Genomic DNA, 25,408 nt, shown 5'->3' with positions numbered 1-25,408 from the left:
CGCAAAACATTATTGCTGATGCGGGACAATCGTGCTGCATCGTCCGCATGAGCAGTCGCTGGGACGGGATCGACGAATTCACCGCCGTAGCGGAGCAGGCCAGCTTCTCGGCCGCCGCCAAACGCCTCGGCCTGTCCACCTCCGCCGTCAGCCGCGAGATAGCAAAGCTGGAGGACCGGCTCCAGACCCGGCTGCTGAACCGCACCACCCGTCGGGTCGAACTGACCGACGCCGGGCGCGACTTCCTCGACCGCTGCCGCCGCCTGATCGATGAGCGGGACGAGGCCCTCGCCGCTGTCCAGCCTGACGACAGCGCCCCGCGCGGCCTGTTGCGGATGACCTGTTCGGTCTCCTACGGCGAACGGTTCGTGGCCCCCGCCGTCAACAGCTTCGCCCGCGCCCATCCGGAGCTGTCCATTGAACTGGACCTGGACAACCGCCTGCGGGACCTCGTCGGCGACGGCTACGATCTGGCGGTGCGCTTCGGCCACCTGACGGATTCCCGCCTGATCGCGCGCAAGCTGGCCTCCCGCCGCCTGATCCTCTGCGCCAGCCCGGACTACCTCGCCCGCCGTGGCGCGCCCCGAGCCCTGTCGGAACTCTCCGCCCACGATCTGCTGACCGGCTCGTCCGAACACTGGCGCTTCACCGAAGGCGGCCGCGAGACCAGCTTCCGTCCGCAGGGCCGCTGGCGCTGCAATTCCGGCGCGGCGGTTCTGGACGCCGCCATGCAGGGCCTCGGCCTGTGCCAGCTACCGGATTTCTATGTCTCCGGACCACTCGCTTCCGGTGCCCTCGTCGCCCTGCTGCCCGATCACCGCCCACCCGACGAAGGCGTTTGGGCCGTCTATCCCCACCGCCGTCACGCCCCGTCTAAGGTCCGCTTGATGATCGACCATCTTCGGGAAAGTCTGGCGACCTCGACCACCCTGCCCGAGGCCATGCCATGAACCTCAAGAGCCCCGCCAAGACCAACGTCTCCCCCCGGGCCGGCGAGGTTTACGCCTTCCGGACAAGCCCTTTTTCCGAATTTGCTCCGCCCGAAACCGGTCGGTTCGGGGCATTCAAAGTGCTGTGGGTAGATGATCGTTTCATCGTTGTGGCGGCGTTGACCGGAATCTGGCCATCGCCTCCGGTGTTGGAAGACACGAAGCGCGCGTCCATTCTTGAGGAACATCGCTTTGCTTATACGGGGCGGCCTGCCGTCCTCGGAGTGACCCGGGACTTGTGGGAACCGGAGACCGACCTGACAGACGTCCACCTGTTGGGAGAGTTGCGACTGACCGCGAATGAGCAGGCCAACGCGAAAGCCGTCTCTGCCTTCGCCATTGGTACGAGCTTCGGCACGCTGAGCAGCATCAACTACGCTGTCGAGGGCGAATGGCGGTGGGCGAATGACTGCGACAAACTGGTTGAGGAAGCCGCGCTCAAAACCGCAAGCGACAACGCCAAACGGGCGGCCCGGGAAGAACGCTATCGGACCCGTCTTGCCCAACTGACATGGGAGCAGCTTCTATCCGAAACGCCCTTTGAAAGGTGGTCGCCGTCACCTCCATATCCGCCCGAAGACTTCACGCTCGCAGCCCGCAAAGTCGTTCTCGACGCCTGTGTGGCGCTGAGAGACCTGGGAGCCAAACCTCGCCGGGCAGAGGTTCGGGCGATCCTCAAAGAAACGGTGCAATGGTTCAATGAGGCCGATGACCGAGCAGGAGGCGTCATCGAGACCGAGGAGCGGGACGATATTTTTGCTCTGCTGGAGGAGATGGCGCACGTCGCCCGGCAGAAGGCCCTCGTCGACGAAATCGACGCGTGGCGAGAGTGGTGATGGGCAATCACCGCAACCTCGTCATCCTCACCGGCGCCGGAATATCGGCGGAAAGCGGCGTGCCGACGTTCCGCGCCTCGGACGGCCTGTGGGAGGGCCACCGGATCGAGGAAGTCGCCACGCCCGAGGGCTTCGCGGCCAATCCGGCGCTGGTGCAGGACTTCTACAACAAGCGCCGCCGCCAGCTGGCCGAGGTCCAGCCCAACCTCGCCCACCATGCGCTGGCGGAACTGGCCGCGCGGTGGGAGGGCGACTTCCTGCTGGTCACCCAGAACGTCGACGACCTGCACGACCGCGCCCATGCGCGGGTTCCGCCCGCGCCGGGGTTCCAGTTGATCCACATGCACGGCGAACTGCTGAAGGCGCACTGCACCGCCACGGGCCGGGTCATCGACTGCCCCGGCGATCTGGACCCGCGCCACGACAGTCCGTTCAGCCCCGACGGCTGGCTGCGGCCTCACATCGTCTGGTTCGGCGAGATGCCGCTGGCCATGCCTGTGATCGACGCGGCGATCGCCGATGCCGACCTGTTCGTCTCCATCGGCACCTCCGGCGCGGTCTATCCGGCGGCGGGCTTCGTGCAGGACGCCCGCCGCGCCCGGGCCCGGACGGTGGAGATCAATCTCGAACCGACGCAGGGCGCGCGGATGTTCGATGAGGGCCTGTATGGTCCCGCAACCGAAACGGTGCCGGCGTTCGTGGAACGGTTGCTGAACGCCTGACCCCTCTCCCCTCGGGGGAGAAAGAAAACTCAGCCGATCCAGCCCATGTGTTCGGCCAGGATGGTCGAGCCGATCACGATCAGGGCCACCCCGCCCAGAAACTCGGCGATCTTGCCGAAGCGCGCGCCGACGGCCTTGCCGATCAGCATGCCGAGGGTGGTCAGGGCGAAGGTGGTGAAGCCGATCGACAAGGCGATGATCCAGATGTTGGCCCCGATGAAGGCCAGCCCCACGCCGACCGCCGCCGCGTCGATGCTGGTGCCGACCGCCGTGGCGATCAGGGCCAGCACGCCGTTGCGGGCGGCGCGTGATCCGTCGTCGTCCTCATCGACCGGCTGGAAGGCTTCCCACAGCATCTTCGCGCCGACCGCGCCCAGCAGGCCGAAGGCGATCCAGTGGTCGATCTGCTCGACAAGCCCGGCGGCGATCATGCCCAGCCCCCAGCCGATCAGAGGCGTGATGGCTTCGATCACGCCGAAGACCAGCCCGTTGCGAATGGCGGTGGCGACCGGAGGCCGGTGCGCCGCGCCGCGGCCGACAGCCGCCGCAAAGGCGTCCGTGGACATGCTGAGGGACAGCACGGCGATGGACAGAGGGGTCATCAGAACAGAATCCGCCGGACGCACGAGACAGCGCGCTCACGCCCCCGCCGGTTGGGGATCGCAAGGCACGCTGGTCTCGCCAGGCGGACATGAGGTCCACTGATCGCGCCACGGGCCTGAAGACCACGAGTATGTTGACGCGAACCCGGCCTTTGAATGGGCGCCGGCGGCTACTCCCCAACGGGGCGGCGTCTACAGGAGACACCCCGGCGGATCAACCGCACTTCAGCCTCTGGGCGCAAACAGGATGATCCCCGCGCCGATCAGACACACCGCGCCGCCGATCAGGTCCCAGCGGTCCGGCGGGCTTTTCTCGACCAGCGCCATCCACGCCAGCGAGGCGCAGATATAGACCCCGCCATAGACCGCGAACGCCCGCCCCGCCGCATCGGTCGGTACGAGGGTCAGCAAGCACGCAAACGCGATCAGACAGGCCACGCCGGGGACCAGCCACAACGGCGACCGATCCAGCTTCAACCAGGCCCAGAAGGCGAAACAGCCCGCGATCTCCGCCAGCGCAGCAAGGGGGTAGATCAGGACCAGTTTCATGTTCGCCCTACCCCTCGCCGCGCGGCGGCTCGGTGCTTGAGGGCGTCTCATCCTTCTTCGCCGCCATCTTGGCCAGCAGGCGTCCGCGGCCCTTCGACAGGGCGTGGATCACGCCCCGAAAGGTCGCCACCTCCTGCTCGCTGAAGGCCGAGCGGCCCAGCATGACGCGCAGGTTCTGGGTCATCGAACGCTTCTTCTCGGGCGGATAGAAGAAGCCGCCCGCCTCCAGCTCGGTCTCCAGATGCTCGTACATCCCGACCAGCAGGTCGTTGGACGCAGGCGGATCCTGCTCGCGGAAGCGCGGCGGCGGGGCATCGAGGATCAGGGTGCGCCACTCATAGGCGTTGATCGCCACCGCCTGCGCCAGATTCAGCGAATGGTGCTTCGGGTCGATCGGAATCGTGGTGATGCCGCTCGTCAGGGCGATATCGGTCGTCTCCAGCCCCGCGCGCTCGCCACCGAACAGCAGGCCGGTCTTCAGGCCGGAGGCTGTGTCGTCGTACAGGATGCGGGCGCTCTCGCGCGGGGTGCGCACCGGCATCCGCGTCTCTCTCGGGCGGGCGGTGGTCGAGAAGACGGTGTTCAGGTCCGCGACCGCCTCGGCCACGGTGTCGAACACCTTGACGCCTTCCAGAACCCAGTCGGCGCCCGACGCCGTCGCCCAGGCCCGGTCCTGCGGCCAGCCGTCCCGCGGGCTGACGAGGCGCAGTTCGCTGAGACCGAAATTGGCCATCACCCGCGCGACCGCGCCGATATTGTCGGCCAGCTGGGACTTGTCGAGGATGACGACGGGAGGGGTCAGGTCGGACATGGGCAGCGCAGGTGAAGAGATGAAAAGTGCAAGTGAGCGAAGGGGTGAGCCGCTGTCGTGACCACCGGTGCGATCTCGCTCACCTCCTGCTCACTAACACTCTTCACCCACCCGGGGTCAGTCCTCGCCGTGCATGGCCAGCCAGGGATCAGCCGTCCCGGCCTCGACCTCGGCCACCTTCACGGCGGGCCAGCCAATGTTGTCGTCGGCCGAGTCGCGCCACGCCAGAATGTAGAAGTCCCGCAGTTCCGACGCCCCCGCCGCCAGACGGGCGATGGTGAACTCGGCGCCGCGACGGTCGCCGTCCGCGAAGCCGCCCGCCTTCTCCAGACGATAGAAGGGCGTCACCTGCGACAGGGTCTCGCGCAGATAGGCGGGCACCCGGGCGCGCAGGTCGAAGCCGTCCAGCTTCGGCGCGGCCATCGCCGCCTCGATGGCGTCCAGACGGGCGACGCGGGCGGTGAAGGCGCCCTCGAACAGGCCGTGGGTCTGGCGCGAGGTGGTGAAGCCTTCCGGGTTCGGCGTGTTCCGGTCCCAGCCGTTGTAGTGGATGGTCGTGTGGTGCGGCTGCGAGCCGTCGCCGATGTAGTGGCCCAGAACGCCCATGTCGCGCAGGATCAGGGCCTCGCGGCGCTCGCGGTCCACCCGATACCAGGCCTTTTTCATCTCGTCGGTTTCGCGCGCTTCCTGGGCGTTCAGCACGCGCCAGTAGGCGAAGTCCCGCACCAGGTTCTGGTAGGCGTCCCAGATCGCATACGGGAGATAGCCGGCGTCATCGACGTCCAGACCGGCGGCGATCAGGGCCGCATCGTATTCCGACTTCAGACGCGGCAGGCTGTCGACCGAAGGCCCCCGGGCGTTGAAGACGAAGCCGTTGTCATCCAGATCGACGAAGTGGGCTGTATCCCGCTCGCGGTCGTGCGGCTGACCGGCGCCCTTCCAGCGGTCCGGCTCGCGCGACAGTTCGCCCACATCCGACGCGGCGCCCGGCGTGCGCAGGAAGGCGGGCATTTCCTCCGGCAGACCACGCATCGCGGCGACGCCGATCAACCGGTGTCCGGTGTTGCCCCAGGCCTGAACGGCGGCGGGAACGGCGACGGCGGCCACCACGCAGACGGCGGCGGCGGCGAGGGCGAAACGCTTCATGGGGCAGTGTCCGGGCTGTGGAGGCTCTGGGGTTAAATGCGCCTCGCCGCAAGGTCCAGCGGAGTCTTGCTTTCACGCGATGCCGAACGCGGCCTCCACCTTCCCGACCCAGGTCCGAACATTGGGGTACGCCGTCAGATCGAAATCGCCCTCATGCGCCACCCGGGTGTAGGCGACCAGCGCCAGATCGGCCAAGGACACCGCCTCCCCGACCAGCCAGTCGCGCCCGGCCAGACCGGCCTCCATCCGCGCCAGCGCGGCGTAGCCCTTTTCGATCAGGCGGGGATCAATCTCCCCGGCCGCGCGCCCGGCGATGGCGCGCTGGAAGCGCACCACGGCGATACAGGGTTCATGACTGTACTGCTCCCAGAACAGCCACTCGAACATCTTCGCCCGGTCGAACGGGTCGGTCGGGAGCAGGGCCGTCCCTTCCGCCATGTGGACAAGTATGGCGTTCGACTGCGCCAGCGGTCTGCCGTCATCAAATACAATCGTCGGCGTCTGGCCAGCCGGGTTCAGGGCCAAAAACTGTGGAGATCGGGTCACACCGGTTGTGACATCAGTTTCAACCCAGTGATAATCACGGCCCAGCCATTCCAGCAACCACTTGACCTTCAAACAGTTGCCCGAACGAATATCGCCATAGACAGTAAGCATCTCGATCCAGCAAAGAGTTGTTGATCTGCGAATACAGCTTACAGACTTGTCAGCATTAGCGAAGCACGGTTCCGCTTGACCATGCAGAAGCCCTGCTTATCCACCGATCATCCGGACAGGTGGTCGCAGCTGATCTGTCAGGTCCGTTTTTTGACACAATTGGAAACGAAAAGCCCCTCGCCGGACGCGTCAGGGGCCGGTGATTCCGCGAGTCCGCTCATGTTCGGCACTGCCGCCGCGTTCGCCCTTTTCTGGGCGATGGCCTTCCCCGCCCAAGCGGACGTCACCGGTGAACCGGTCACCTACGAAGCGGCTGCCGCGCAGTCGTGGGGTGCTGAGGAAACCGCCCCGACGAATGAAGGTTCCAACGACGGCATGGCGGTCGAACTGACCTCCGAACAACAGGCCCTGATGGACGGCGACGCCCGCTGGAACGCATCTGCGCGCCTCTATCACGCAGGCGGCGGCGGCGCGACGGGCAACGACAGCCTCGGCTGCCGTCCGGTCGCCATGCGCACCGTCGCTGTTGACCCCCGCTACATTCCGCGCCGCAGCGTCCTGTTCATCCGCGAGACGGTCGGCCTGCGTCTGGCCGACGGCACCCTTCACGACGGCTACTGGTACGCCTCGGACACCGGCGGCGCGATCAAGGGCCAGAAGGTCGACCTGTTCACCGGTCACGGCCGCGGGTCGATGCAGCCGGCCATGCGCCTGAACATGCGCACCCTGACCATCGCCGACGCCGGTCGCTTTGAAGGCTGCCCGCCGGACTGGGACGACACCCCCAGCCGCAACGCGCCCCTGATGGCCGCCGCCTCCCCGCGCGCAACGGGCGCATCGAACTAAGCCCGCCCCGGCGCCCGAAACAAAAAGCCCCGGCTCTCGCGAGCCGGGGTTTTTTCTGGCCTTCAGAACTTCCGCTTGCCGCTGATCGTCTCGAAGAACATCCGCCAGTCGCCCATCAGGCTCCACAGCGGGTACCGGAACGTCGCCGGCCGGTTCTTCTCGAAGAAGAAATGCCCCACCCAGGCGAAGCCGTAGCCGATCACCGGCATGGCCAGCAGCCACCAGGCGTTCAGCGTCACCAGCGCCAACACCGCGACCCCGATCACCAGCGCCGAGCCGATGATGTGGATCCGTCGACACGTCCGGTTGGAGTGCTCGTGGATATAGTACGGATAGAATTGGCTGAACGACTGATAGCGTTCGCCGGGGGCGGGTGGACTGCTCATGCAAGCAGGTTCCGCCCGGAACGCTGTGCGGTCAAGCGTTCACCATGCCTGTCAGCCGCCCGGTAAGGCCGGCGCGCGACACTGACCGCTTCACGGGAGCCTGCCATGCAAGCCTTCGCCATCGCCGCCTCGGGCATCGCCGACGCCTCGGCCCGCTTCGCCGCCAGCGCCGAGCGCACCGCCCGCGCGCCGCTCGCCGATCTGGCGGGTGAAAGCGTCGAGCGTATTCAGGCCGAGACCGCCTTCCGCGCCAATGTCTCCGTGCTCAAGACCGCCGACGCCATGTACGGCAGCCTGCTCGACATCCTCGCCTGATTTTTCAGCCCTCTTCCGCCCTGGGCTCCGGCCCCAGCAAGCGACGCACCGCGGGCCAGATCTTGGTCAGGGCGGCCAGAAAGCCCACCACGGTCGACACCCACTGGAAGGCGCTCCAGACCCAGCCGAACAGATCACCGTCCCCGACCGCCTGACTCAGCGGGAACAGCAGCCGCGCCACCCCGATCTGGAAGGCCGCATAGGCCTGCGAGTATTCGATGGAGCGGTCCGCGAAGAAGGCGATGGCCACCGCCGCCGACATCGGCGCCCACAGCAGGGGCAGCACCAGCAGCGCCGCCAGCACCAGCACCGCCAGCTTCGTCCCGACCGTCTCGCGCGACAGCAGGCTGGCGATCACGCCGACGCCGAGGATCAGCGCCGTACCGATCAGGGCCGCCGGCAGGATCAGGTCCGTCGCGTCGATCAGATCGACGAACACCGCCACCAGCCAGATCCCCACCCCGGACAGCAGGAAGGCCCCGATCCACAGGGCGGCGTACTGCCCCAGACGGTTCTTCAGATGGGCCAGGCTGATCATGGCGACGGTCCCCGCGACGGTTAACGGCAGGATGACCCGCGTTACGCCGGCTGTCGATCCGTCGCGTCACGCGTTAGGGTCAGGTCGCCGACACCGGCGCGGACCTGAATGGAGAACCCCATGGCCTTCATCGACATCACCGTGATCCCCGTCCGGACCGCTGACAAGGCGGCCTATCTGGAGCACTCGACCCTCACGACAGCCCTGTTCAAGGCGCACGGCGCCGTGTCCGTCACCGAGACCTGGGGCGCGGATGTGCCCGAGGGCAAGCTGACCGACTTCCGCCGCGCCGTCGCGCTTCAGGAGGGAGAGACCGTCGCGGTCGGCTGGATCACCTGGCCCGACAGGGCGACGCGCGACGCCGGCTGGGAGGCCCTCATGCAGGATGAGCGCATGGCCGACGTCGCGCCGCCGTTTGACGGCAAGCGCATGATCTACGGCGGCTTCGACCTGCTGAGCGAAGTCTGATCCGGGCGGGTTAGGGCAGGCCCTCGCGGCTGACGCTTCAGGGACCCTCAGCCCCCTGAAGCGTCAACCGCGCCCAGGCCTCGTACAACCCGGCGACGGAGCCCGGCGCTGTCTTCGGCGTCATCCCCGCCGGCGCCTTCAACCACATCCGCCACACCGGGAAACAGGGCAACGCCCAGCTGACCGACGCCTGCACCGCCTTGCACATCGACCAGACCCACTGGACGCCCCAGCGGATCATTTTCTTGATCGACAACCAGCCCTATTTCACCATCCCGAACGAGGGCTCCGTGGACCGCCCCAGCAGCCCTTCGACAGCCCCTTCACCTGATCCTCAACATCGCCGTCGGCGGGAATCGGGGCGCTCAGTGAGGGTGGGTGAGACCGCCTTCCCACAGGCCATGCAGGTGGACTGGGTCAAGGTGTTGGGGGAGTAGATAGCTCCTGCCCCTTAGTTGACCTTAGGAATATCCGCTTCTGACCAAGTCAATGTTCGATCACTCGTTTTCGGGAAGCGCCTCTTACAGGCAGAAGCAGGCGTGACTTTTAGCCCTGACGGCAAATAGAACGTAGTCATGGCCCCAACCCTTCGCACGTTGATCCAAGGCTACTTCCACGGGATGACTCATGCAGTCTTGGACGTGGAGCCAAAGCGTCTGGCGGGCTTGGAAATTCCGAATGGAGAAGGCTTATCCAAGAACCAGCGGATCGACTTGGCCTTGGACCACCTTTCGGAAACGAAGATGGCCGAGCTCGGCCTCACCTTCGCAGCGGCACGCGGTGACATCGCGATGGATGAGGCAGCGCGAAAAATCCTCGAAGCGAACGAGCCCGGGCTGAGCCGCATCACCCGTCGGGACATCGCGCGGGTGTTTGGAGACGATCTCGCTGGAGAGATGGATCCCGGCGAGTTGGTCGGACGCTACTTCCTAGTTGACGATCCCTTCGATGGCATCTTCGGGCCCCGAAGTGGCAAGAGCCTCCGAGATCGCATCTATCAACATATGGTACGAAACCCAGGAGACTGGTCAGTCGAGGCGTTGTTCGCGGAGGTCGGCGCTTTTGAGTGCTCGAGAGCGCGCTTCGCGGCCCTTATCGAGGATGCGGTCCATCCGCTGGCGCGGTCGGGCGAAGAACAAGAGACTACGGTCGCGGCACTCAACAAGGTGTTGGTGCGTGACGGTTACGAGTTGGCTCCCGATGGCGAAGAGTCGGGGCATCCAATTTATGCATTCCGCTCTGTCGTCAGAGGCGTCGGTGGTCGTCCAAAAAATCTGATTTTTGCCTCACGCGGCCCCAAGCCCGAAATTGGCTTCGCCGACGCTATTAACAACGACATCGTCATATTGTCGGGTGAAGAAAGCTGCTTGATATATGATCGACCGATCGGTCCCGGCGGGTTGCTGTGGTCCGATCTGGTAACATGGTGGTCGGGACTGACGAATGGTGGCGACGCCGCCAGCTTGGGAAGGCGGCTTCAAGAATCTCTCGCATCGGACGCCGAACGAAGAGTTTTCGCGACCTACTTCCAAGCCTACCGATCCACGCTCGGCGACGCCCTACCTGCGCTGTTACCGCAGGTCTATCTTCACTATGACCCCGCTGTGGTGAAAACCCTCCGTCATCGCCTGCCGCTTCCCCGCCAAAGAATGGATTTCTTGATCCTCTTGCCTGGGCGGCAGCGGATTGTTTTGGAGGTAGATGGCAAGCACCATTTCGCTGACGGGGAGACCGCATCGCTGGCCCTGCTCCGGCCCCATCACCCGGGCGCGCCAGCGCAGGGCCTCCACGGCCCAGTTGTCGGCCAGGTCGTAACCGGTGTCGCTCGGCAGGTCCCGGGCCATGCGGAAGGCGCGTTCGCCCCGGTGTTTCTCCAGCCGCCTCGTCCCGGTCACGCGCCGGCGGGCCTGCACCTCGGGCGAGGGTGCCAGCCGGGGGCGCCCGGCTACCGTCCGCCTGCCGAGCAGTCGCTACTCCAGCCGCCAGCGCGCTTGCCGCGGATAGCCGCCTACTCCAACACCCCCTGCGACCGCAGGAAGGCCAGCGCCCGCTGCCGTCCCGGCTCCATGGCGAACAGGTCCTCCGTCCCATCCAGCTTGCGGGTCACTTCGGTGAAGGCCAGAGCCGCCTTGATCGCGGCCAGCGCCTTTTGCCCGTCTCCGCGCGCCATCGCCCTGGCCGCATGGTCGAGACAGGCGTTCAACGCGGTCGGGCGATCCATCGGCTCCCCGGAACTCCCATCCGGCGCAACGACCGCCGCGTCCTCCCGCGGCAGTTCACGGTCCGCGCGCTCGGCCTGATGGCGGCGTGTCCAGCCCTCCAGTCGCGCCTTCTTCCTCAGATTGGCCAGGCCGACATCGAACCGTCGCGTACACGACGGCCCGCTCTCGCCGGCCTCATAGGCCTCGCGCACCCTGGCCCACACCTTGGGGCCGCGATATTTTCTCAGGCGGAAATGGTCCATGCCGACAGGGAAACATGCGCCTGCGCCAAAATCGGACGCATGCGTCGCCCAAGTCGTCGGAATCACACGACGCCGTCGTCCAAATCACCGAAAACCTGTCGCCGAATTCTCCCGTGATCATCCCTATCCCCATGGAGAGGGCGTCAGCGCCCTACCGGCAGAAGCGTGTATCGGTCGCCTCGAGATGCAGGTGATCGGCGTGGACCGCGTTGTAGTCCGGGCTCAGGGTCGTGCCGAAGATGCGGCAGGCGTCGTCGCGGATGCGGCGAAGGAAGCGTTGCTCGGCCTCGTCGCCCCCGAACCAGTCATCCTTCAGACTGATCCGCCGCCCGTCCCTCAGCCGCACCCCCGCCACGTCCACGGCCGCCGCCTGGGCGTGGGCGCTGATCCGGTTGCTGACCCCGCCGTTGTTCACGTTGCGACAGGCATAGGCGCCCATGTGATCGATCTGGACCACGTCCGAGCCGAGGATTTCCCGCGCCGCCGGCTCCAGCGACTGCCGCCGCCAGACGCTGAGCGCCAGCGCGGTTCGGCAGGTCATCTCGACATCGCCGGGCGCCATCCGCGCCACCGTCCCCATGTCCGGCCCCAGAACGCCGCCCGCCGTCAGGCCGCACGCCTGCGGGTCGCCCTTGTCCGGCGACGGCCGGAACGTCACCCGCGCCGCCGTCAGCTGGGCCATGCACTGGGTCAGTTCGGCGCTCTCCCGGAGCACCGCCGCGCGGGTGCCGCCCGAAATCGGCTGGTCGACAAGAGCCCCGACCAGCGGCGCCTCGGTCGGCGAATAGGGCGTGGGGTAGGACGTCACGGGCCGCCGCTCCGGCGTCATCGGGCTGCAGCTCGCCACGAGCAGGGCGATGGTCAGGATCGACGGGAGGGCGCGCATGGGCCGGACGCTAGGGTGATTTGCACGGAACAGCCGATCACGAGAGAGCGAACACGCAGAAGGTACGGGGACCTCAAACAAGAACAAACATAGAACAAAAAATGCAGTAGGACGATTAAATGTCGGAGTTCTGTGGATTGCAGCGACAAATCCACCCAACAGCGGGCGGATTGAGCCATCATCTCTTTGTCAGGCAAGCGAAGGGCCCGCTGGCTGCTACCAACGGGCCCCACACCCTCGCAAGTTTGACTGGCGCACCCGCAGGGGGGCTTGAGGTTTCGGCCTCAAGCCCCCCGAAGGTGCACCGGAGGTAGACGGGCCGCAACCTCAAAGAGGTCACCAACACCCTGCACGGGGGAAAAGTGAGGCACCGTCGCTCAAAAGAGAAAGGGCGGCTCTTCCGAACCGCCCCTTCGTCATTCTCAGCTGTCCAGGAAGGACCGGAGCTTCCGCGACCGCGACGGGTGCTTCAGCTTGCGCAGGGCCTTGGCCTCGATCTGACGGATCCGCTCACGCGTCACCGAGAACTGCTGGCCGACTTCTTCCAGGGTGTGGTCGGTGTTCATGCCGATGCCGAAGCGCATCCGCAGGACCCGCTCCTCGCGCGGCGTCAGCGACGCCAGCACGCGGGTGGTGGTCTCGCGCAGGTTCGACTGGATGGCGGCGTCGATCGGCAGGACAGCGTTCTTGTCCTCGATGAAGTCGCCGAGGTGCGAGTCCTCCTCGTCCCCGATCGGGGTTTCGAGCGAGATCGGCTCCTTGGCGATCTTCAGGACCTTGCGCACCTTCTCCAGCGGCATGGCCAGCTTTTCGGCAAGCTCTTCCGGGGTCGGCTCGCGGCCGATCTCGTGCAGCATCTGGCGGCTGGTGCGGACGATCTTGTTGATCGTCTCGATCATGTGCACCGGGATACGGATGGTGCGCGCCTGATCGGCGATCGAGCGGGTGATCGCCTGACGAATCCACCAGGTGGCGTAGGTCGAGAACTTGTAGCCGCGGCGGTACTCGAACTTGTCGACCGCCTTCATCAGGCCGATGTTGCCTTCCTGGATCAGGTCCAGGAACTGCAGGCCGCGGTTGGTGTATTTCTTGGCGATGGAGATCACGAGGCGCAGGTTGGCCTCGACCATTTCCTTCTTGGCCTGACGGGCCTCGCGCTCGCCCTTCTGAACGGTCTGGACGATGCGGCGATAGTCGTCGATCGGCAGACCGGCTTCGGTCGCCACGGCGGCCACGTCGGCACGGATCGAGGCGATCTGGTTGGCCTCGTTGTCGCTGAACTTGGTCCAGCGGACGCCCATTTCCTTGATGCTCTCGGACCAGTTCGGGTCCAGTTCCCTGGTGAAGTAGGCCTTCAGGAACTCGGGACGCGAAATGCCGTAGCTGTCGGCCAGACGCAGCAGGCGGCCTTCCAGACCCATCAGACGCTTGTTGATCGCGTACAGCTGCTCAACCAGCGCCTCGATGCGGTTGTTGTTCAGCTTCATCGTCTTCAGGCGGCCCGAGATGGTCGCCGTCAGGGTGTCATAGGCCTTCTGGTCCTTGGCGCTGAGCACCTCGCCCTTCAGGCGGGCCTCGACCAGCTTGTCCTGCAGCTTGCGGAAGCCGCCGAAGTCGGCCGCGATCGCATCCAGCACTTCCATGACCCCGTCACGCAGCTCGGCTTCCAGCGCCGAAATCGACATGCCGCCGCCATCATCGAAGTCATCATCATCATCATCGCCTTCCGGCTTTTCTTCCCCGGCGGCCTTTTCTTCCTCGTCTTCCTCGACGGCTTCACCGGCCGGCGGCTGGTTGTGCGGCAGGGACGACGGGTTCAGCACGCCATAGGTCGCGTCCAGGTCGATGACCTCGCGCAGCAGGATGCGGTTATTCGCCAACTCGTCGCGCCACACCATGATGGCCTCGAAGGTCAGGGCGCTTTCGCACAGCCCCGAGATCATCGCGTCACGACCGGCCTCAATGCGCTTGGCGATGGCGATTTCGCCCTCGCGCGACAGCAGCTCGACCGAGCCCATTTCGCGCAGGTACATGCGCACCGGGTCATCGGTGCGGTCATAGGCGGCCTTGGCGGGCGTTTCCGCGACCGAAGTCTCGGCGCGCTCGGCGACTTCGCCGCCTTCGCCTTCCTTCTGCTCCGCGTCTTCCTCAGCCTCGACGACGTTCACGCCCATCTCGCTGAGCATGGCCAGGGTGTCCTCGATCTGGTCGGGGGTCACCTCTTCGGACGGCAGGACCTTGTTCAGTTCCTCCATCGTCACATAGCCGCGGGCTTTCGCCTGCTTGATGAACTTCTTGACGCCGGCGTCGGTAAGGTCGAGCAGCGGGCCGTCGCTCTGAACTTCGGCTTCCTGCGTCTCGGTCTGGGCGCTCATTCAGTCTCTTCTCCGGGTGGCCGGCTGATCAGGCCCGCCGCCAAATACAACGTGTGTCGAGGTCGTTGGTTACGAACTCGTGCTATCTTCCCAAATTTCTCCAGTCTTGATCGCACGACGCAGCGCGTCCCGCTCGGCTTTCAACCGGCGGAATGCCTCGTCCTGCCCCGGCACGCCACGCGCCGAAGACAGGGCGTCTTCCAAGGCGGCGACACGGGTTAACGCGTCAAACGCCTGCGACCATCGGATCCTCGTCTCGCCGAGGGGCTTGTCTGCAGCCAGGAAAGGCGCGCCGGACTTTGCCGCCGCCTTCTCGACCTCGCGCATCAAGACATCATGACCCGATTGCGCCAGATGGCGACGGAGCGCGGCAGAGTCAAGGTCTTGGCCCGAGAAGCGCAGCCGGACCATCTCCTGCGCCAACCCGTTCAACGACGGATCACCGAAGCCGTGGGCGGAGATCGCCTCCAGATGATCATCCATTCGCTCGGGATCATCGATGGCGCCGTGAGCCAGAGCCGCGGCCACCGGCTCGATCGCGCGGCTCAGCGACTGCATGGCCTGCGCGCCCTCGGCGGTCTGGCCCAGTTTGGGCGGCGGACCGCCGAAGCGCCCCCTGCCCTGACCGTAGCCCTGACCGCCGGACTGGGCTTGCTGCGGGCGGCGCGACGGGAACGCCGCATCGAACCGCTCGTACATCTCCCGCCGGTACTGTTCGGCCAGATCCTTGTCCTGAATGGCCGACGCCTGCTGACGCAGCCGCCCCTTGAAGCCGGCGCGACGCTCGGGGGTGTCCAGCGGCTCGGCCTCCGCCTCCTTCTGGAACAGCACCTCGGCGAAGGCCTTGGTCTCGGCCAACGCCTGACGCAGGGCTGGCGCGCCGCGATCACGCAGGATGTCGTCGGGGTCCTGCCCTCCATCCAGCAGGCAGAAGCGGAACGACCGGCCCGGCTTCAGCTGCGGCAGGGCGCGATCCACGGCGCGATACGCCGCCCGTCGTCCTGCCGCATCACCGTCGAAGCACAGCACCGGCTCGGACGACACGCGCCACAACCGCTCCATCTGTTCCTCGGTCAGGGCCGTGCCCATCGGCGCCACGGCCGGGATGCCCGCCCGCTGGCAGGCGATCACGTCCATATAGCCTTCGACCACGACGATCCCCTGCTCGCCCCGAGAGGCGGCGCCGAGGATGCGGCGGGCCTCCGGCAGGCCATACAGGGTCGCGCCCTTGTGGAAGAGAGGGCTTTCGGGACCATTCAGATACTTGGCGCGATCGTCCGGGTTCATCGCCCGCCCGCCGAAGCTGACGATCCGGCCTCGCGCATCAAGGATGGGGAACATCAGACGGTCGCGGAACCGGTCATAGGGCTGGCCGCCGCTTTCCGGCGAGATCAGCAGCCCCGCCTCCACCAGATCACCCGGCTTCGCCCCGCGCTGGACCAGCGCCTGCTTCAGGCCCTCGCGATCGTTGGGCGCATAGCCCAGACCGAACCGCTCCCACTGATCTTCCGGCAGGCCGCGCTTTTCAAGATACTCCCGCGCCGCCTTGCCCGGCGACCGGCGCAGGTTGGCGGCGAACCATTTCTGGGCCAGGTCCATCCAGTCGTTCAGGCCCTGCCGCTTCTGCTCGCGCTCCTGCGCCTGCGGGTCCTCGGCTGGAAGCTGCATACCCGCCTCCGCCGCCAGCCGCTGCACGGCCTCGACGAAGCTCAGCCGCTCGGTCTCCTGCAGGAAGCTGATGACATCGCCGTGCTTGCCCGACGAGAAGTCATGGAAGAAACCCTTGTCATCATTGACGAAGAAGGACGGCGACTTCTCCTTCGAGAAGGGCGACAGGCCGACGAACTCGCGTCCCTGACGCTTGAGCTTCACCGACCGTCCGATGATGTCGGACGGGCGAAGGCGGGCCTTCAGTTCCTCAATGAAGCGATCATCAAAGCGCACCGACGCCTTATAGCGCGCGACTCACCCAATGGCCGCGATTTACCTTTCATTAACCAAGACGGCGAAATCGAGACACTAAGCGTCTGATTCAAAACGTAATTTTTCGGAACTATCCACAGGTCTTGTGGATTATCCACGCAACCGTCCCGGAAAAGCGGACGACCCATCGCCGGTTTGTCAGCGGACGCTGCCGGATCGTCACGATTGAAAGCCTGCCCATGTTCATCGCCATCGCCCGTCCGGCGGTGGAGCCCAAAGGCCCCGACGCCGTCGCCGTCCCCGGCTCCCCCGCTGTCCCTTTCGTCTCGCCGCGCGCCCTGCACGCCCGGCTGCTTGAGAACGCCGCCCTGCGGCGCAGGCGCGGACTGGAGCGACGGCGCGCCAACCGGCCGGAAGACGCCGACTACTGGCTGCACGCAGCCCCGGTCGCTGTCCGCAAGGCTTGCGCCTTGCGGGAAGAAGCCAGCTTCGCGCCCCTGCCCTGACGCTCGCGGGCGAAAGACAAGCTGGACGCCTCGCCCGCTGCCGCGGGCTATCCAACCTTACTTCATCGAATCCGCGAAGCGCTGGAACAGATAGAGGCTGTCCGTCGGTCCCGGGGACGCCTCCGGGTGGTGCTGGACGCTGAACACCGGCCTGCCCTTCAGGGCGATGCCGCAGTTGGTGCCGTCGAACAGGCTGACGTGGGTTTCCTCAACCGCGTCCGGCAGACTGTCGCGATCCACGGTGAAGCCGTGGTTCATCGACACGATCTCGACCTTGCCGGTCGTCAGGTCCTTCACCGGATGGTTCGCGCCGTGGTGGCCCTGATCCATCTTCACGGTCTTCGCGCCCAGTGCGAGCGCCAGCATCTGGTGGCCCAGGCAGATGCCGAAGACCGGCTTGCCGCTTTCGACCAGCTTCCTGATCTCCGGCACCGCGTATTCACCGGTCGCGGCGGGATCGCCCGGACCGTTCGACAGGATGACGCCGTCCGGATTGCGGGCGAGAACTTCTTCCGCCGTCGTCGTGGCCGGCACCACGGTGATCTTCGCGCCGGTTGAGGCCAGAGCACGCAGGATGTTGCGCTTCACGCCATAGTCGATGACCACCACCGACTTGTCGGCGGCGTCGACACGCGGGTGACCTTCCGGCCACTCCCACAGGCCCTCGTCCCATTCGAACGCCTGCAAGGTGGAGGCGGGCTTGGCCAGATCCAGACCGACCAGACCGGTCCAGGCCTTCGCCTCGGCGACCAGAGCCTCAAGATCGAAATTGCCGTTCGGATCGTGGGCGATGACCGCGTGCGGGGCGCCGGTGTCGCGAATGCGAGCCGTCAGGGCGCGGGTGTCGATCCCGGCCAGACCCACGACGCCACGACGCTGCATCCAGTTGTCGAAGTCGCTTTCGGCGCGATAGTTGGCCGGGTCGGTCGGCACGTCGCGGAAGATCGCGCCCTTGGCCGCCGTGTCCGAACCGCCACCGATCTGTTCGATGTCCTCGACGTTCACCCCGACATTGCCGACGTGCGGGAAGGTGAAGGCTAGGATCTGGCTCATGTAGGACGGGTCGGTCAGGATTTCCTGATACCCGGTCATGGCGGTGTTGAAGACCACCTCCCCCAGCGCCGTGCCGGTGGCGCCGCAGCCGACACCCTGGAAGATCGTGCCGTCCGCCAGCGCCAGAACGCCTGTGACGCCGGGAAGAAGGGTCTGGGTCATGGCGCGCTCCGTAGGGCCGTAATCCGGCGAACAAACGGCGCGGTGGTTAGGCCCCCTGACCCTCACGGTCAACGCGCGATGCCGACTTTCTCAGGAATAGGAACCAGGCGAGGGTCATCAGCGCGACGAAACCCGCCGTCGGAAGGAGGTATCCCGGCGCCGCGGCGGCCACAGCGGCGGCGGCGAACACCAGTCCCAGCACGGCCACGATCCGGGCCCCCGGCGTCTTCGCCAGCCGGAACAGGGACAATGAACAGACCGCATAGATGCTCAACGTCAGCACCGAGGTGACGCCCACAAGCATCGCGAACTGACCGCCCAGCGTGGGTTGGCCCGAAAGAACCGCGATCAGGCTCATGAAGGCGGCGCCCAGCAAGGGCGTCACGACGGGCGTCCTGGTCGCCGATCCGAAGCCCGACGGCAGATAGCCCTGCTGCGCGGCCGCACGGGCCGTCTCGCCGCCCATCATGGTCCAGCCGCCGATGGTGCCCAGCGTCTTGGCGATGGCGCAGATGGCCACGACGCCCGCGATCGAGCCGCCGAACACCCGCGCCGCCAGATCGGCGTAGGGACTGGTCGAATGGGCCAGTTGCGCGACCGGGATCACGCCGAACACCGCCACGGTCGCGGCGACATAGACGACCGTGGCCAACAGCGCCCCGGCGACAGAAGCCCGGCGCACGTCCACAGCCGGATGGCGGACGCGGTGCGACAGGGCCGCCGCGCTCTCCACGCCCAGATAGGCCCAGAAGATGATGGCCAGCGAGGCGGGCACGGTCTTCAGCAGAGGCTCGCCCGAGGGGCTCCACGACGCCTTGAAGACCTCCGGCTCAAACGCGCTCACGCCCGCCGCGACCGCGATAGCGATGGGGATGAGGCCGATCACGAGCGCCGCCGCCGCCAGCCACGAGGCCGTGCGGGCGCCGATGATGTAGGCGATGGTCGCCACCCAGATCAGGGACAGATTGCACAGGGTCGCCGCGACCGGATCCTTCAGGATCGGCCAGAAGAAGCCAAGATAGCCGGTCGCCGCCACCGCCACGGCTACATTGCCGACCAGACACGCCATCCAGAAGGCCAGCGAGACCTGAAAGCCTGCGAACCGGCCCAGACCCCTCTCGGCGAAGCCCGACAGACCGTCCGCCTTGGGCGCCACCCGCCCCAGCGCGCCAAACACCAGCGCCAGCGTACAGGCGCCCACCGCCGCGACCAGCCAGCCGATCAGGCTTGAGCTGCCGGTGGAGGCCAGACTGACAGGCAACAGATACAGCCCCGAACCGATCATGTTCCCGGCCACGACCAGCGCGGCCAGACCCCAACCCAGCTTGTGACGATCCGCCAGCGGGTCTTCGGGCAAGGGGATGGAGTGCTCGGCGTGGCTCATGCCCGCAGAGGTGCCTCTCCGCGGGGCTTTTCGTCAACCGGCGCCCTCTCAGACGGTGATCGCGTCCATTCCGGCGAAGACGGCGTGGGTGGCCCCCGCCTCGTGCGCCGCCAGACCCCGGTCCGGTCTCAGGTTCAGCAGCATCACCTGCCCGCAGACCTCGCGGCAGACGCCGATCAGCGCCGCCGCCTGGGCCCAGTCACGCGCGTTCTCATGCTCCACCCCGGCGAAATCGATGGACAGGCAACCCGCCGTGACCCCCGCCAGCCGCCGGACCGCGCCGGCGTCGGGCGACAGATGCAGGATCGCGGCCTGCCGGGTCGTTTCGAAATGTCCGATCGCCGCCTGTACGGCTTCCGGCGGCGCCTGCTCCAGCCCACCCATCACCTCGACCAGCAAGGCGCCCGGCCGCTCGTGCTGCATCTCCGAACAGAGCAGGGCGAACCGGCCCCGACTCGTTGCGACCGTGCGCCAGAAGACCGGAAGGACGCCGCTTTCGTGCACCCCAAGTTTCAACATATCCAGCCCCTGATGCAGGGTCTGAAGGTCGATCCGCCTCAGGTCCGCCGGCTCCAGCGTCCTCCGACGCAGCCCGGTCAGCGCCCGCTCACCGCCCCGGTGCCTGACAGTGCGCCTGATGCGGCGACTGACCGGCGCGCAGCGCGCCAGATCGAACACAGGCTGCGCGGCCAGTGTGACGGTCAGTTCCTGCCGCGCGCGGGTGACCAGGGTGAAGGTCAGGCTTTCATAGGGCGTCGCATAGGCCCGGCGTTCAAGCGGCGGCGTCGCCCCGGGTCGCCCCTCCGGCGGACCACGCGCCCCGTCTCCCCGGGTCGCTTCATCGGGCGGATCGTTCCGCCCCGTCGGGTTTCCGATCATGACCGGCTCCCACGTGAATGCCCCCCGGCCTTCCCGCATCCCGAGAATGCGCGCCCTTCACCAAGATATCCCTGACAAACATGGTCAGCATCGTGTTGATCATGAACGCCCTCACCTTCCGAACACTCGACGCGCCTCGGGATTCGGTTCAGGGAGCCCGGCATGACCATCACCACTATCGGCCTGGATGCCGACGACACCCTTTGGCACAACGAGACCATCTTCCGGCTGACCCACGCCCGGTTCGTCGACCTTCTGGCCGACCATGGCGACGAAACGCTGATTGAGGCGCGTCTGGCCGACGTCGAGCGACGGAACCTTCAGCTCTACGGCTACGGCGTGAAGGGCTTCACCCTGTCCATGATCGAAACGGCCATGGAACTGACGGGCGGGAACGCGCCGCCGGAAGTCGTGCGCGAAATCCTGGCCGCTGGTCGCGAGATGCTGGCCCATCCCGTCGAGACCCTGCCCGGCGTCGACGACGCCCTGGCCGCCCTGTCAGAGAAGTACCGGCTGGTTCTGATCACCAAGGGCGACCTTATGGATCAGGAACGCAAGGTCGCCGCCTCCGGTCTGGGCGAACTCTTCTCCGCCGTCGAGATCGTCTCCGAAAAGACCGTGGAAACCTACGCCCATCTGTTCGCCCGTCACGGCACCGGCGCGGCTGAAGCGGTCATGGCGGGCAACTCCATGAAGTCCGACGTCCTGCCCGCCCTGGGGGCCGGGGCTTTCGCGGTGCACATCCCCTACGCCATCACCTGGGCGCACGAATTGGCCGACGCCCCGGAGGGCCACCCCCGCTATGGCGCACTGGAAGCCATCAACCAGCTTCCGGGCTGGATCGAGCAAAAGGAAGCGCTGCTCAAATAACGGCGTTTTGTTCCGGCAAATATCAAAGAAATCGCAATGTGGTGCAGAATGGCGTCACAGGCGTCACAAATAACAGTGAAAAGTGTCGAAAGTGTCCGAAACCGTCTTGACCTGACATATCTGAGGTGAGTTTGTGGCGTCGCTCTGGCTTGGGGGAGGCAGCGCAAAAGGCGTACCCCTTTTCGGATTTGGACTCACGAATGACTGTTATGCGTAGCCACTTGCTGGCCAGCACCGTGCTGGCTGGTGTCATCGCCGTTGCGGCTCCGGCCTGGGCCCAGACCCCGGCCCCTCAGCAAGCACCGACCGCAGCCGACACCCAGGACGCCACTGAACTGGGCGAAGTCGTCATCACGGGCTCGCGCATCCGCCGCAGCGCCGAGAACGCCGCCACCCCTCTGATCCAGGTCCAGCGCGAAGACCTGCTGTCGACCGGCCAGACCACGGTCATCGACTATCTGGCCACCATCCCGGCCCTGTCGAACTCGGTCGTTCCGTCGGACACCACCGGCTCGGGCCTGGGTGACGGCGGCCTGTCGCTGCCGAACCTGCGCTCGCTGGGCTCGAACCGCACCCTGACGCTGGTCGACGGTCGTCGCCACGTCGGCTCCAGCGGCGGTCAACTGTCGGTCGACGTCGACACCATCCCGCGCCTCCTGATCGAGAACATCGAGATCGTCACCGGCGGCGCCTCGTCGGTCTATGGCGCCGACGCCGTCTCGGGCGTGCTGAACTTCGTTCTGCGCAAGAATTTCGAAGGTCTGGAGATCGACGCCAACTACGGCATGATCAACCAGAACGGTGAAGCCAACAAACGCATCTCCGCCCTGGGCGGTGTGAACCTGCTGGACGGCCGACTGAACCTGTACCTGCACGGCGAATACGAGCAGGTCGATGAAGTCACCTCGCTGGACATCGACTGGCTGCGCGACGCTCCCGTTCGTATCGGCATCGACGCCGACCCGACGACGGCCCGCAGCGACGGCATTCTGGACAGCCGCGTTTACACCGGCGTGCGCCGCATCGACCTGCCGCGTTGGGGCCAGACCACCCTGGCCAACGTCTCGCAGCCCAGCGCCCTGAACAATCCGAACGTCCCCTACGTGGACTGCTTCTCGGGCACCGGTTCAGCCGCGGGCTTCTCGTACAGCGCCAACTGCTTCGGCGTTCAGCCGGGCAAGACCTACTGGTACGACGGCACGACCGCCCGTCTGGCCGACTTCGGCGAGCGTGTCGGTGAAACCGGCATCAACCGTCCGTACAACATCGGCGGTGACGGCGAGAACCCGGCCGAATTCAGCACCGGCTCGCGCGTTCCGCGTTCGGAATCGGCTCGCTTCCAGGCCGGCGCGAACTTCGCCCTCACCAGCAGCATCGAGCTGTACGCCGAAGCCAAATACGTCACCGAAGACACCTTCGACCTGTCGCAGCCGACCTTCTACGACATCGACCTGGTGAACTCGTACGGCGCCGGTTCGGTCAACCCGATCTATAACGTCGCCAACTTCGACCTGCGCTGGAGCGACAACGCCTTCCTGCCGCAGAACGTCAAGGATGCGATCGCCGGCAACCTGGTGACGCCGTACTCGCAACCGACGGAAACCGCCGCCGGCACGGCCTTGGCTCCGATCCTTCTGCAGAACGCGCGTCACAGCATGTTCGGCCCGGACCGCACCCAGGACAACACCCGTGAACTGCAGCGCTATGTCTTCGGCCTGCGCGGCTCGCCGGCAGACATCGGCTTCATCCGCAACATCAGCTGGGACATCGGCTACACCTACGGCCAGGTCGAGGTTGAAAACCGTGAACGCGGCACCGACTCGCAGCGCGTGGCCCTGGCCGCGGACGCCGTGGTCGACGCCGGCGGCGTGGTCAACGGCCGCCCCGGCGAGATCGTCTGCCGCGCCCAACTGCTGAACGCCCAGGGCGCCCCCGCCGGCGCGCTGGACATGGGCACGGGCGAAGACCTGCGCGACAGCGCCTACGGCCGCCAGTCGATCGCCGACTGCCGTCCGCTGAACGTCTTCGGCAAGGGCAACCAGAGCGAAGAAGCGCTGGCCTACATCGACGCCGTCATCGGCGTCACCGAGCGCAACGAGCAGGAGCAGGTCATCGCTTCGGTCTCGGGCGAGCTGTGGGACTTCTGGGGCGCCGGTCCGATCGGTGTCGCCCTGGGCGCCGAGTACCGTCGTGAAGGCACCGAGGCCACGGGTCGCGACCGCGACACCGCCGGTCGTCAGTTCCTGTTCCTGAACTCGGGTCCGGACTTCGATTTCGTCCAGTACGAGAGCGAGGAAGTCTTCGCCGAAGTCTCGATCCCCGTGTTCCGTGACACCTGGCTGGGCGAGTATGCCGAAATCAGCGGCTCGTACCGCTATGCGGACTACTCGACCGTCGGCGACATCGACGTTCACGGCGTGAACCTTGTGTACCGCCCGATCCGCGACATCACCTTCAAGACCAGCTTCAACAGCTCGGTCCGGGTGCCGGATCTGGCCGAAAACTTCGCGCCCTACAGCCAGACCTTCCTGAACGGCTTCGTTGATCCCTGCGCCACCCTGGTCATCGCGGCCCAGGACAGCGAAACCCGCACGAACCGCATCAACAACTGTACGGCTCTGGCGACGGCGGCGGGTTACACCTTCGACTTCGCCGGCGCGACGGCGACCAACGCCGACGACTTCAACCCGACCTACGTTTCGGGCATTGCCGGCGTCAGCGGCGGGAACCCGTTCCTGGAGCCGGAAGAGTCGGACAGCTTCACCTTCTCGACGGTGCTGCAACCCCGCTTCTTCCCGAACTTCTCGCTGGTTCTGGACTACTACGAAATCCAGATCGACAACGTGATCTCGTCGGTGTCGGCCCAGACCGTGGCGAACAACTGCGTCAGCGGCGCCACGCTGAACACCGCCGCCTGCGCGACCATCTTCCGCAACAACCCGGACATCGACTTCGGTCTGGGCGCTCCGGTCGGCGACGCCATCGGCGGCTTCATCGAGGGCTCGGTCAACTACGCCAAGCTCGAGACGCGCGGTCTGGACTTCACCGGTCGCTACTCGCTCGACCTTGAAGAGCTGACCGGCAACGCCTGGGGCCGTCTGGACTACGCCCTGGCCGGTTCGTGGCTGATCGACCAGAACGAGTACCTGAACGCCGACGACCCGTCGGACCAGACCGCTCTGGCCGGGACCCTCTACTATCCGAAGGTCCGCATGAGCTCGTCGCTGACCTGGACGCCGAACGACGTCTGGAGCGTGAACTGGACCGCTGACTGGCAGTCGAGCCAGGACATCATCCAGATCCGCGACGCGGTGTCGAACAACGACCAACGCGAGTACGATGAGTTCAGGACGGGCGACTTCACCCGCCACGACTTCACCGTCCGCTGGAATGTCCGCAACGACCTGTCGGTCCGCGCGGGTGTCGTGAACGCCTTCGACGCCGAGCAGGCGACCTATCTGGGAACGACGCTCTACTCGAACTTCGACCCCTACGGCCGTCGCTTCTTCATCGGCCTGAACTACCGTCCGTTCTGATCGAACGACGCCAAGAGAATGGAGGGCGGCCCGCAAGGGCCGCCCTTTGTCGTTTCAGGGGGCGAATCCCGCTTGCCCCCGAGGGGCTGCGTCTTTAGACGGGCCGCTTAACCGACAACCCGAACGGAACCGCGCCGGCAGCCGCCCGCGCCGGGTTCTCGCGCGCAAGGAGCCTCCCCGCCCGTGTCCGCCCCTGACGCCAGCCACGAAGAACGCGACGCCGCCGTGCGCGCGGCCCTGGCGGCCCAGGGCGACAACGGCGTGACGCCCCGGCACACCCTCTTCTACTTCTATGGCGAGGGCGACCACGACGACCTGAACGAGGTGGCCCGGCGGGCCGGCTTCGTCACGCGTGGTCAGGACGATATGACCGTTCTGGAAACGACCATCCCCGTGGACGAAGCCTCGTTCGCGCCCGTTTCCTCCATGATGCAATCCTGGGCCGCGGCCTTCCAGCTCGACTACGACGGCTGGGAGTGCGCGGTCGTGACGAACTGAAGATCAA

26 protein-coding genes and 1 pseudogene are annotated in these 25,408 nt (G+C 66.2%); 11 read left to right on the top strand and 16 right to left on the bottom strand.

What is annotated here, in order from left to right; translation table 11 throughout:
• Nucleotides 1-47: 47 nt before the first annotated feature.
• The 3 genes from ACODRV_RS01675 to ACODRV_RS01665 are packed head-to-tail and all read left to right on the top strand — an operon-like array spanning nucleotide 48 to nucleotide 2,547.
• Nucleotides 48-950 (top strand): LysR family transcriptional regulator, encoded by a 903-nt coding sequence (locus ACODRV_RS01675; protein WP_488907207.1) that lies wholly within the window; start codon nucleotides 48-50, stop codon nucleotides 948-950.
• Nucleotides 947-1,825, top strand: coding sequence for a hypothetical protein (locus ACODRV_RS01670; protein WP_488907206.1), 879 nt, complete (start codon nucleotides 947-949; stop codon nucleotides 1,823-1,825). The genes ACODRV_RS01675 and ACODRV_RS01670 overlap by 4 nt, the downstream gene beginning before the upstream one ends.
• Nucleotides 1,825-2,547 (top strand): NAD-dependent deacylase, encoded by a 723-nt coding sequence (locus ACODRV_RS01665; protein ID WP_488907205.1) that lies wholly within the window; start codon nucleotides 1,825-1,827, stop codon nucleotides 2,545-2,547. Before ACODRV_RS01670 ends, ACODRV_RS01665 begins: the two co-directional genes overlap by 1 nt.
• A gap of 29 nt (nucleotides 2,548-2,576) precedes the next feature.
• Here the strand turns inward: ACODRV_RS01665 and ACODRV_RS01660 are convergent, their stop codons facing one another.
• The 5 genes from ACODRV_RS01660 to ACODRV_RS01640 form a co-directional block, all read right to left on the bottom strand.
• The gene (locus ACODRV_RS01660) at nucleotides 2,577-3,149 is read right to left on the bottom strand and encodes a manganese efflux pump MntP (protein ID WP_141625953.1); all 573 of its coding nucleotides are present in this window, start codon (nucleotides 3,147-3,149) and stop codon (nucleotides 2,577-2,579) included.
• Between the two features lie 225 nt (nucleotides 3,150-3,374).
• A complete protein-coding gene (locus tag ACODRV_RS01655; RefSeq protein WP_141625952.1) occupies nucleotides 3,375-3,698 on the bottom strand; it encodes a YnfA family protein in 324 nt (107 codons plus the stop codon).
• Between the two features lie 7 nt (nucleotides 3,699-3,705).
• Entirely contained in the window at nucleotides 3,706-4,509 is an 804-nt protein-coding gene (locus tag ACODRV_RS01650; protein WP_488907204.1) for an RNA methyltransferase, read from the bottom strand.
• 117 nt (nucleotides 4,510-4,626) lie between these two features.
• Nucleotides 4,627-5,655 (bottom strand): S1/P1 Nuclease, encoded by a 1,029-nt coding sequence (locus ACODRV_RS01645; protein ID WP_141625950.1) that lies wholly within the window; start codon nucleotides 5,653-5,655, stop codon nucleotides 4,627-4,629.
• 72 nt (nucleotides 5,656-5,727) lie between these two features.
• On the bottom strand, nucleotides 5,728-6,312 hold the full coding sequence (locus ACODRV_RS01640; protein ID WP_488907203.1) for a glutathione S-transferase family protein: 585 nt from the start codon (nucleotides 6,310-6,312) through the stop codon (nucleotides 5,728-5,730).
• A 219-nt stretch (nucleotides 6,313-6,531) separates the two neighbouring features.
• Here ACODRV_RS01640 and ACODRV_RS01635 point away from each other — a divergent pair, with 219 nt between their 5' ends.
• The gene (locus ACODRV_RS01635) at nucleotides 6,532-7,158 is read left to right on the top strand and encodes a 3D domain-containing protein (RefSeq protein WP_141625948.1); all 627 of its coding nucleotides are present in this window, start codon (nucleotides 6,532-6,534) and stop codon (nucleotides 7,156-7,158) included.
• 62 nt (nucleotides 7,159-7,220) lie between these two features.
• On the opposite strand, the gene ACODRV_RS01630 is transcribed toward ACODRV_RS01635, so the two are convergent.
• Nucleotides 7,221-7,544 (bottom strand): Mpo1-like protein, encoded by a 324-nt coding sequence (locus ACODRV_RS01630; protein WP_488907202.1) that lies wholly within the window; start codon nucleotides 7,542-7,544, stop codon nucleotides 7,221-7,223.
• A 105-nt stretch (nucleotides 7,545-7,649) separates the two neighbouring features.
• Here ACODRV_RS01630 and ACODRV_RS01625 point away from each other — a divergent pair, with 105 nt between their 5' ends.
• Nucleotides 7,650-7,859: a flagellar basal body rod C-terminal domain-containing protein gene (locus ACODRV_RS01625; protein ID WP_141625946.1), complete on the top strand. Its 210-nt coding sequence runs from the start codon at nucleotides 7,650-7,652 to the stop codon at nucleotides 7,857-7,859.
• A gap of 4 nt (nucleotides 7,860-7,863) precedes the next feature.
• On the opposite strand, the gene ACODRV_RS01620 is transcribed toward ACODRV_RS01625, so the two are convergent.
• Nucleotides 7,864-8,397, bottom strand: a complete 534-nt coding sequence (locus ACODRV_RS01620; protein WP_488907201.1) for a hypothetical protein — start codon at nucleotides 8,395-8,397, stop codon at nucleotides 7,864-7,866.
• A gap of 120 nt (nucleotides 8,398-8,517) precedes the next feature.
• On the opposite strand from ACODRV_RS01620, the gene ACODRV_RS01615 reads away from it, so the two are divergent.
• Nucleotides 8,518-8,865 carry a DUF1428 domain-containing protein gene (locus ACODRV_RS01615; RefSeq protein WP_141625944.1) on the top strand — a complete coding sequence of 116 codons (348 nt, stop codon included), beginning with the start codon at nucleotides 8,518-8,520 and terminating at the stop codon, nucleotides 8,863-8,865.
• A gap of 37 nt (nucleotides 8,866-8,902) precedes the next feature.
• On the opposite strand, the gene ACODRV_RS01610 is transcribed toward ACODRV_RS01615, so the two are convergent.
• Nucleotides 8,903-9,121, bottom strand: a complete 219-nt coding sequence (locus ACODRV_RS01610) for a hypothetical protein (RefSeq protein WP_488907200.1) — start codon at nucleotides 9,119-9,121, stop codon at nucleotides 8,903-8,905.
• A gap of 319 nt (nucleotides 9,122-9,440) precedes the next feature.
• Here ACODRV_RS01610 and ACODRV_RS01605 point away from each other — a divergent pair.
• Nucleotides 9,441-10,085, top strand: a pseudogene (locus ACODRV_RS01605) (AbiJ-related protein); the annotation flags it as partial.
• A gap of 351 nt (nucleotides 10,086-10,436) precedes the next feature.
• Here ACODRV_RS01605 and ACODRV_RS01600 read toward each other — a convergent pair.
• The 5 genes from ACODRV_RS01600 to dnaG all read right to left on the bottom strand — a co-directional run bounded on the left by ACODRV_RS01600 (nucleotide 10,437) and on the right by dnaG (nucleotide 16,534).
• Nucleotides 10,437-10,709, bottom strand: a complete 273-nt coding sequence (locus ACODRV_RS01600; RefSeq protein WP_488907453.1) for a hypothetical protein — start codon at nucleotides 10,707-10,709, stop codon at nucleotides 10,437-10,439.
• A 164-nt stretch (nucleotides 10,710-10,873) separates the two neighbouring features.
• Nucleotides 10,874-11,329, bottom strand: coding sequence for a hypothetical protein (locus ACODRV_RS01595; protein WP_488907452.1), 456 nt, complete (start codon nucleotides 11,327-11,329; stop codon nucleotides 10,874-10,876).
• Nucleotides 11,330-11,480: 151 nt separating this feature from the next.
• Nucleotides 11,481-12,215, bottom strand: a complete 735-nt coding sequence (locus ACODRV_RS01590) for an extensin-like domain-containing protein (RefSeq protein ID WP_488907199.1) — start codon at nucleotides 12,213-12,215, stop codon at nucleotides 11,481-11,483.
• Between the two features lie 422 nt (nucleotides 12,216-12,637).
• Nucleotides 12,638-14,590, bottom strand: a complete 1,953-nt coding sequence (gene rpoD / locus ACODRV_RS01585) for an RNA polymerase sigma factor RpoD (protein ID WP_141625938.1) — start codon at nucleotides 14,588-14,590, stop codon at nucleotides 12,638-12,640.
• Nucleotides 14,591-14,659: 69 nt separating this feature from the next.
• The gene (gene dnaG, locus ACODRV_RS01580) at nucleotides 14,660-16,534 is read right to left on the bottom strand and encodes a DNA primase (protein ID WP_488907198.1); all 1,875 of its coding nucleotides are present in this window, start codon (nucleotides 16,532-16,534) and stop codon (nucleotides 14,660-14,662) included.
• 218 nt (nucleotides 16,535-16,752) lie between these two features.
• Here dnaG and ACODRV_RS01575 point away from each other — a divergent pair, with 218 nt between their 5' ends.
• Nucleotides 16,753-17,019 (top strand): hypothetical protein, encoded by a 267-nt coding sequence (locus tag ACODRV_RS01575; RefSeq protein ID WP_488907197.1) that lies wholly within the window; start codon nucleotides 16,753-16,755, stop codon nucleotides 17,017-17,019.
• Between the two features lie 57 nt (nucleotides 17,020-17,076).
• Here the strand turns inward: ACODRV_RS01575 and carA are convergent, their stop codons facing one another.
• From carA to ACODRV_RS01560, 3 genes are read right to left on the bottom strand one after another with little or no spacing between them, the layout of a single operon-like run.
• Nucleotides 17,077-18,234 (bottom strand): glutamine-hydrolyzing carbamoyl-phosphate synthase small subunit, encoded by a 1,158-nt coding sequence (carA, locus tag ACODRV_RS01570; protein ID WP_488907196.1) that lies wholly within the window; start codon nucleotides 18,232-18,234, stop codon nucleotides 17,077-17,079.
• Nucleotides 18,235-18,280: 46 nt separating this feature from the next.
• Nucleotides 18,281-19,618 carry an amino acid permease gene (locus ACODRV_RS01565; RefSeq protein ID WP_488907195.1) on the bottom strand — a complete coding sequence of 446 codons (1,338 nt, stop codon included), beginning with the start codon at nucleotides 19,616-19,618 and terminating at the stop codon, nucleotides 18,281-18,283.
• Nucleotides 19,619-19,666: 48 nt separating this feature from the next.
• The gene (locus ACODRV_RS01560) at nucleotides 19,667-20,497 is read right to left on the bottom strand and encodes a hypothetical protein (RefSeq protein WP_141625931.1); all 831 of its coding nucleotides are present in this window, start codon (nucleotides 20,495-20,497) and stop codon (nucleotides 19,667-19,669) included.
• A 162-nt stretch (nucleotides 20,498-20,659) separates the two neighbouring features.
• Between ACODRV_RS01560 and ACODRV_RS01555 the strand changes: the two genes are divergently transcribed.
• From ACODRV_RS01555 to ACODRV_RS01545, 3 genes are all read left to right on the top strand, one after another.
• The gene (locus tag ACODRV_RS01555; RefSeq protein WP_488907194.1) at nucleotides 20,660-21,367 is read left to right on the top strand and encodes an HAD family hydrolase; all 708 of its coding nucleotides are present in this window, start codon (nucleotides 20,660-20,662) and stop codon (nucleotides 21,365-21,367) included.
• Nucleotides 21,368-21,567: 200 nt separating this feature from the next.
• Entirely contained in the window at nucleotides 21,568-24,903 is a 3,336-nt protein-coding gene (locus ACODRV_RS01550; RefSeq protein WP_488907193.1) for a TonB-dependent receptor domain-containing protein, read from the top strand.
• 183 nt (nucleotides 24,904-25,086) lie between these two features.
• Nucleotides 25,087-25,401 carry a hypothetical protein gene (locus ACODRV_RS01545; RefSeq protein WP_141625928.1) on the top strand — a complete coding sequence of 105 codons (315 nt, stop codon included), beginning with the start codon at nucleotides 25,087-25,089 and terminating at the stop codon, nucleotides 25,399-25,401.
• Nucleotides 25,402-25,408 lie beyond the last annotated feature (7 nt).

The sequence above is a fragment of the Brevundimonas sp. FG8 genome, from assembly GCF_057808845.1.
Note: the sequence above shows the minus strand (reverse complement) of the source record. Positions and strands in the feature narration are given on the sequence as shown.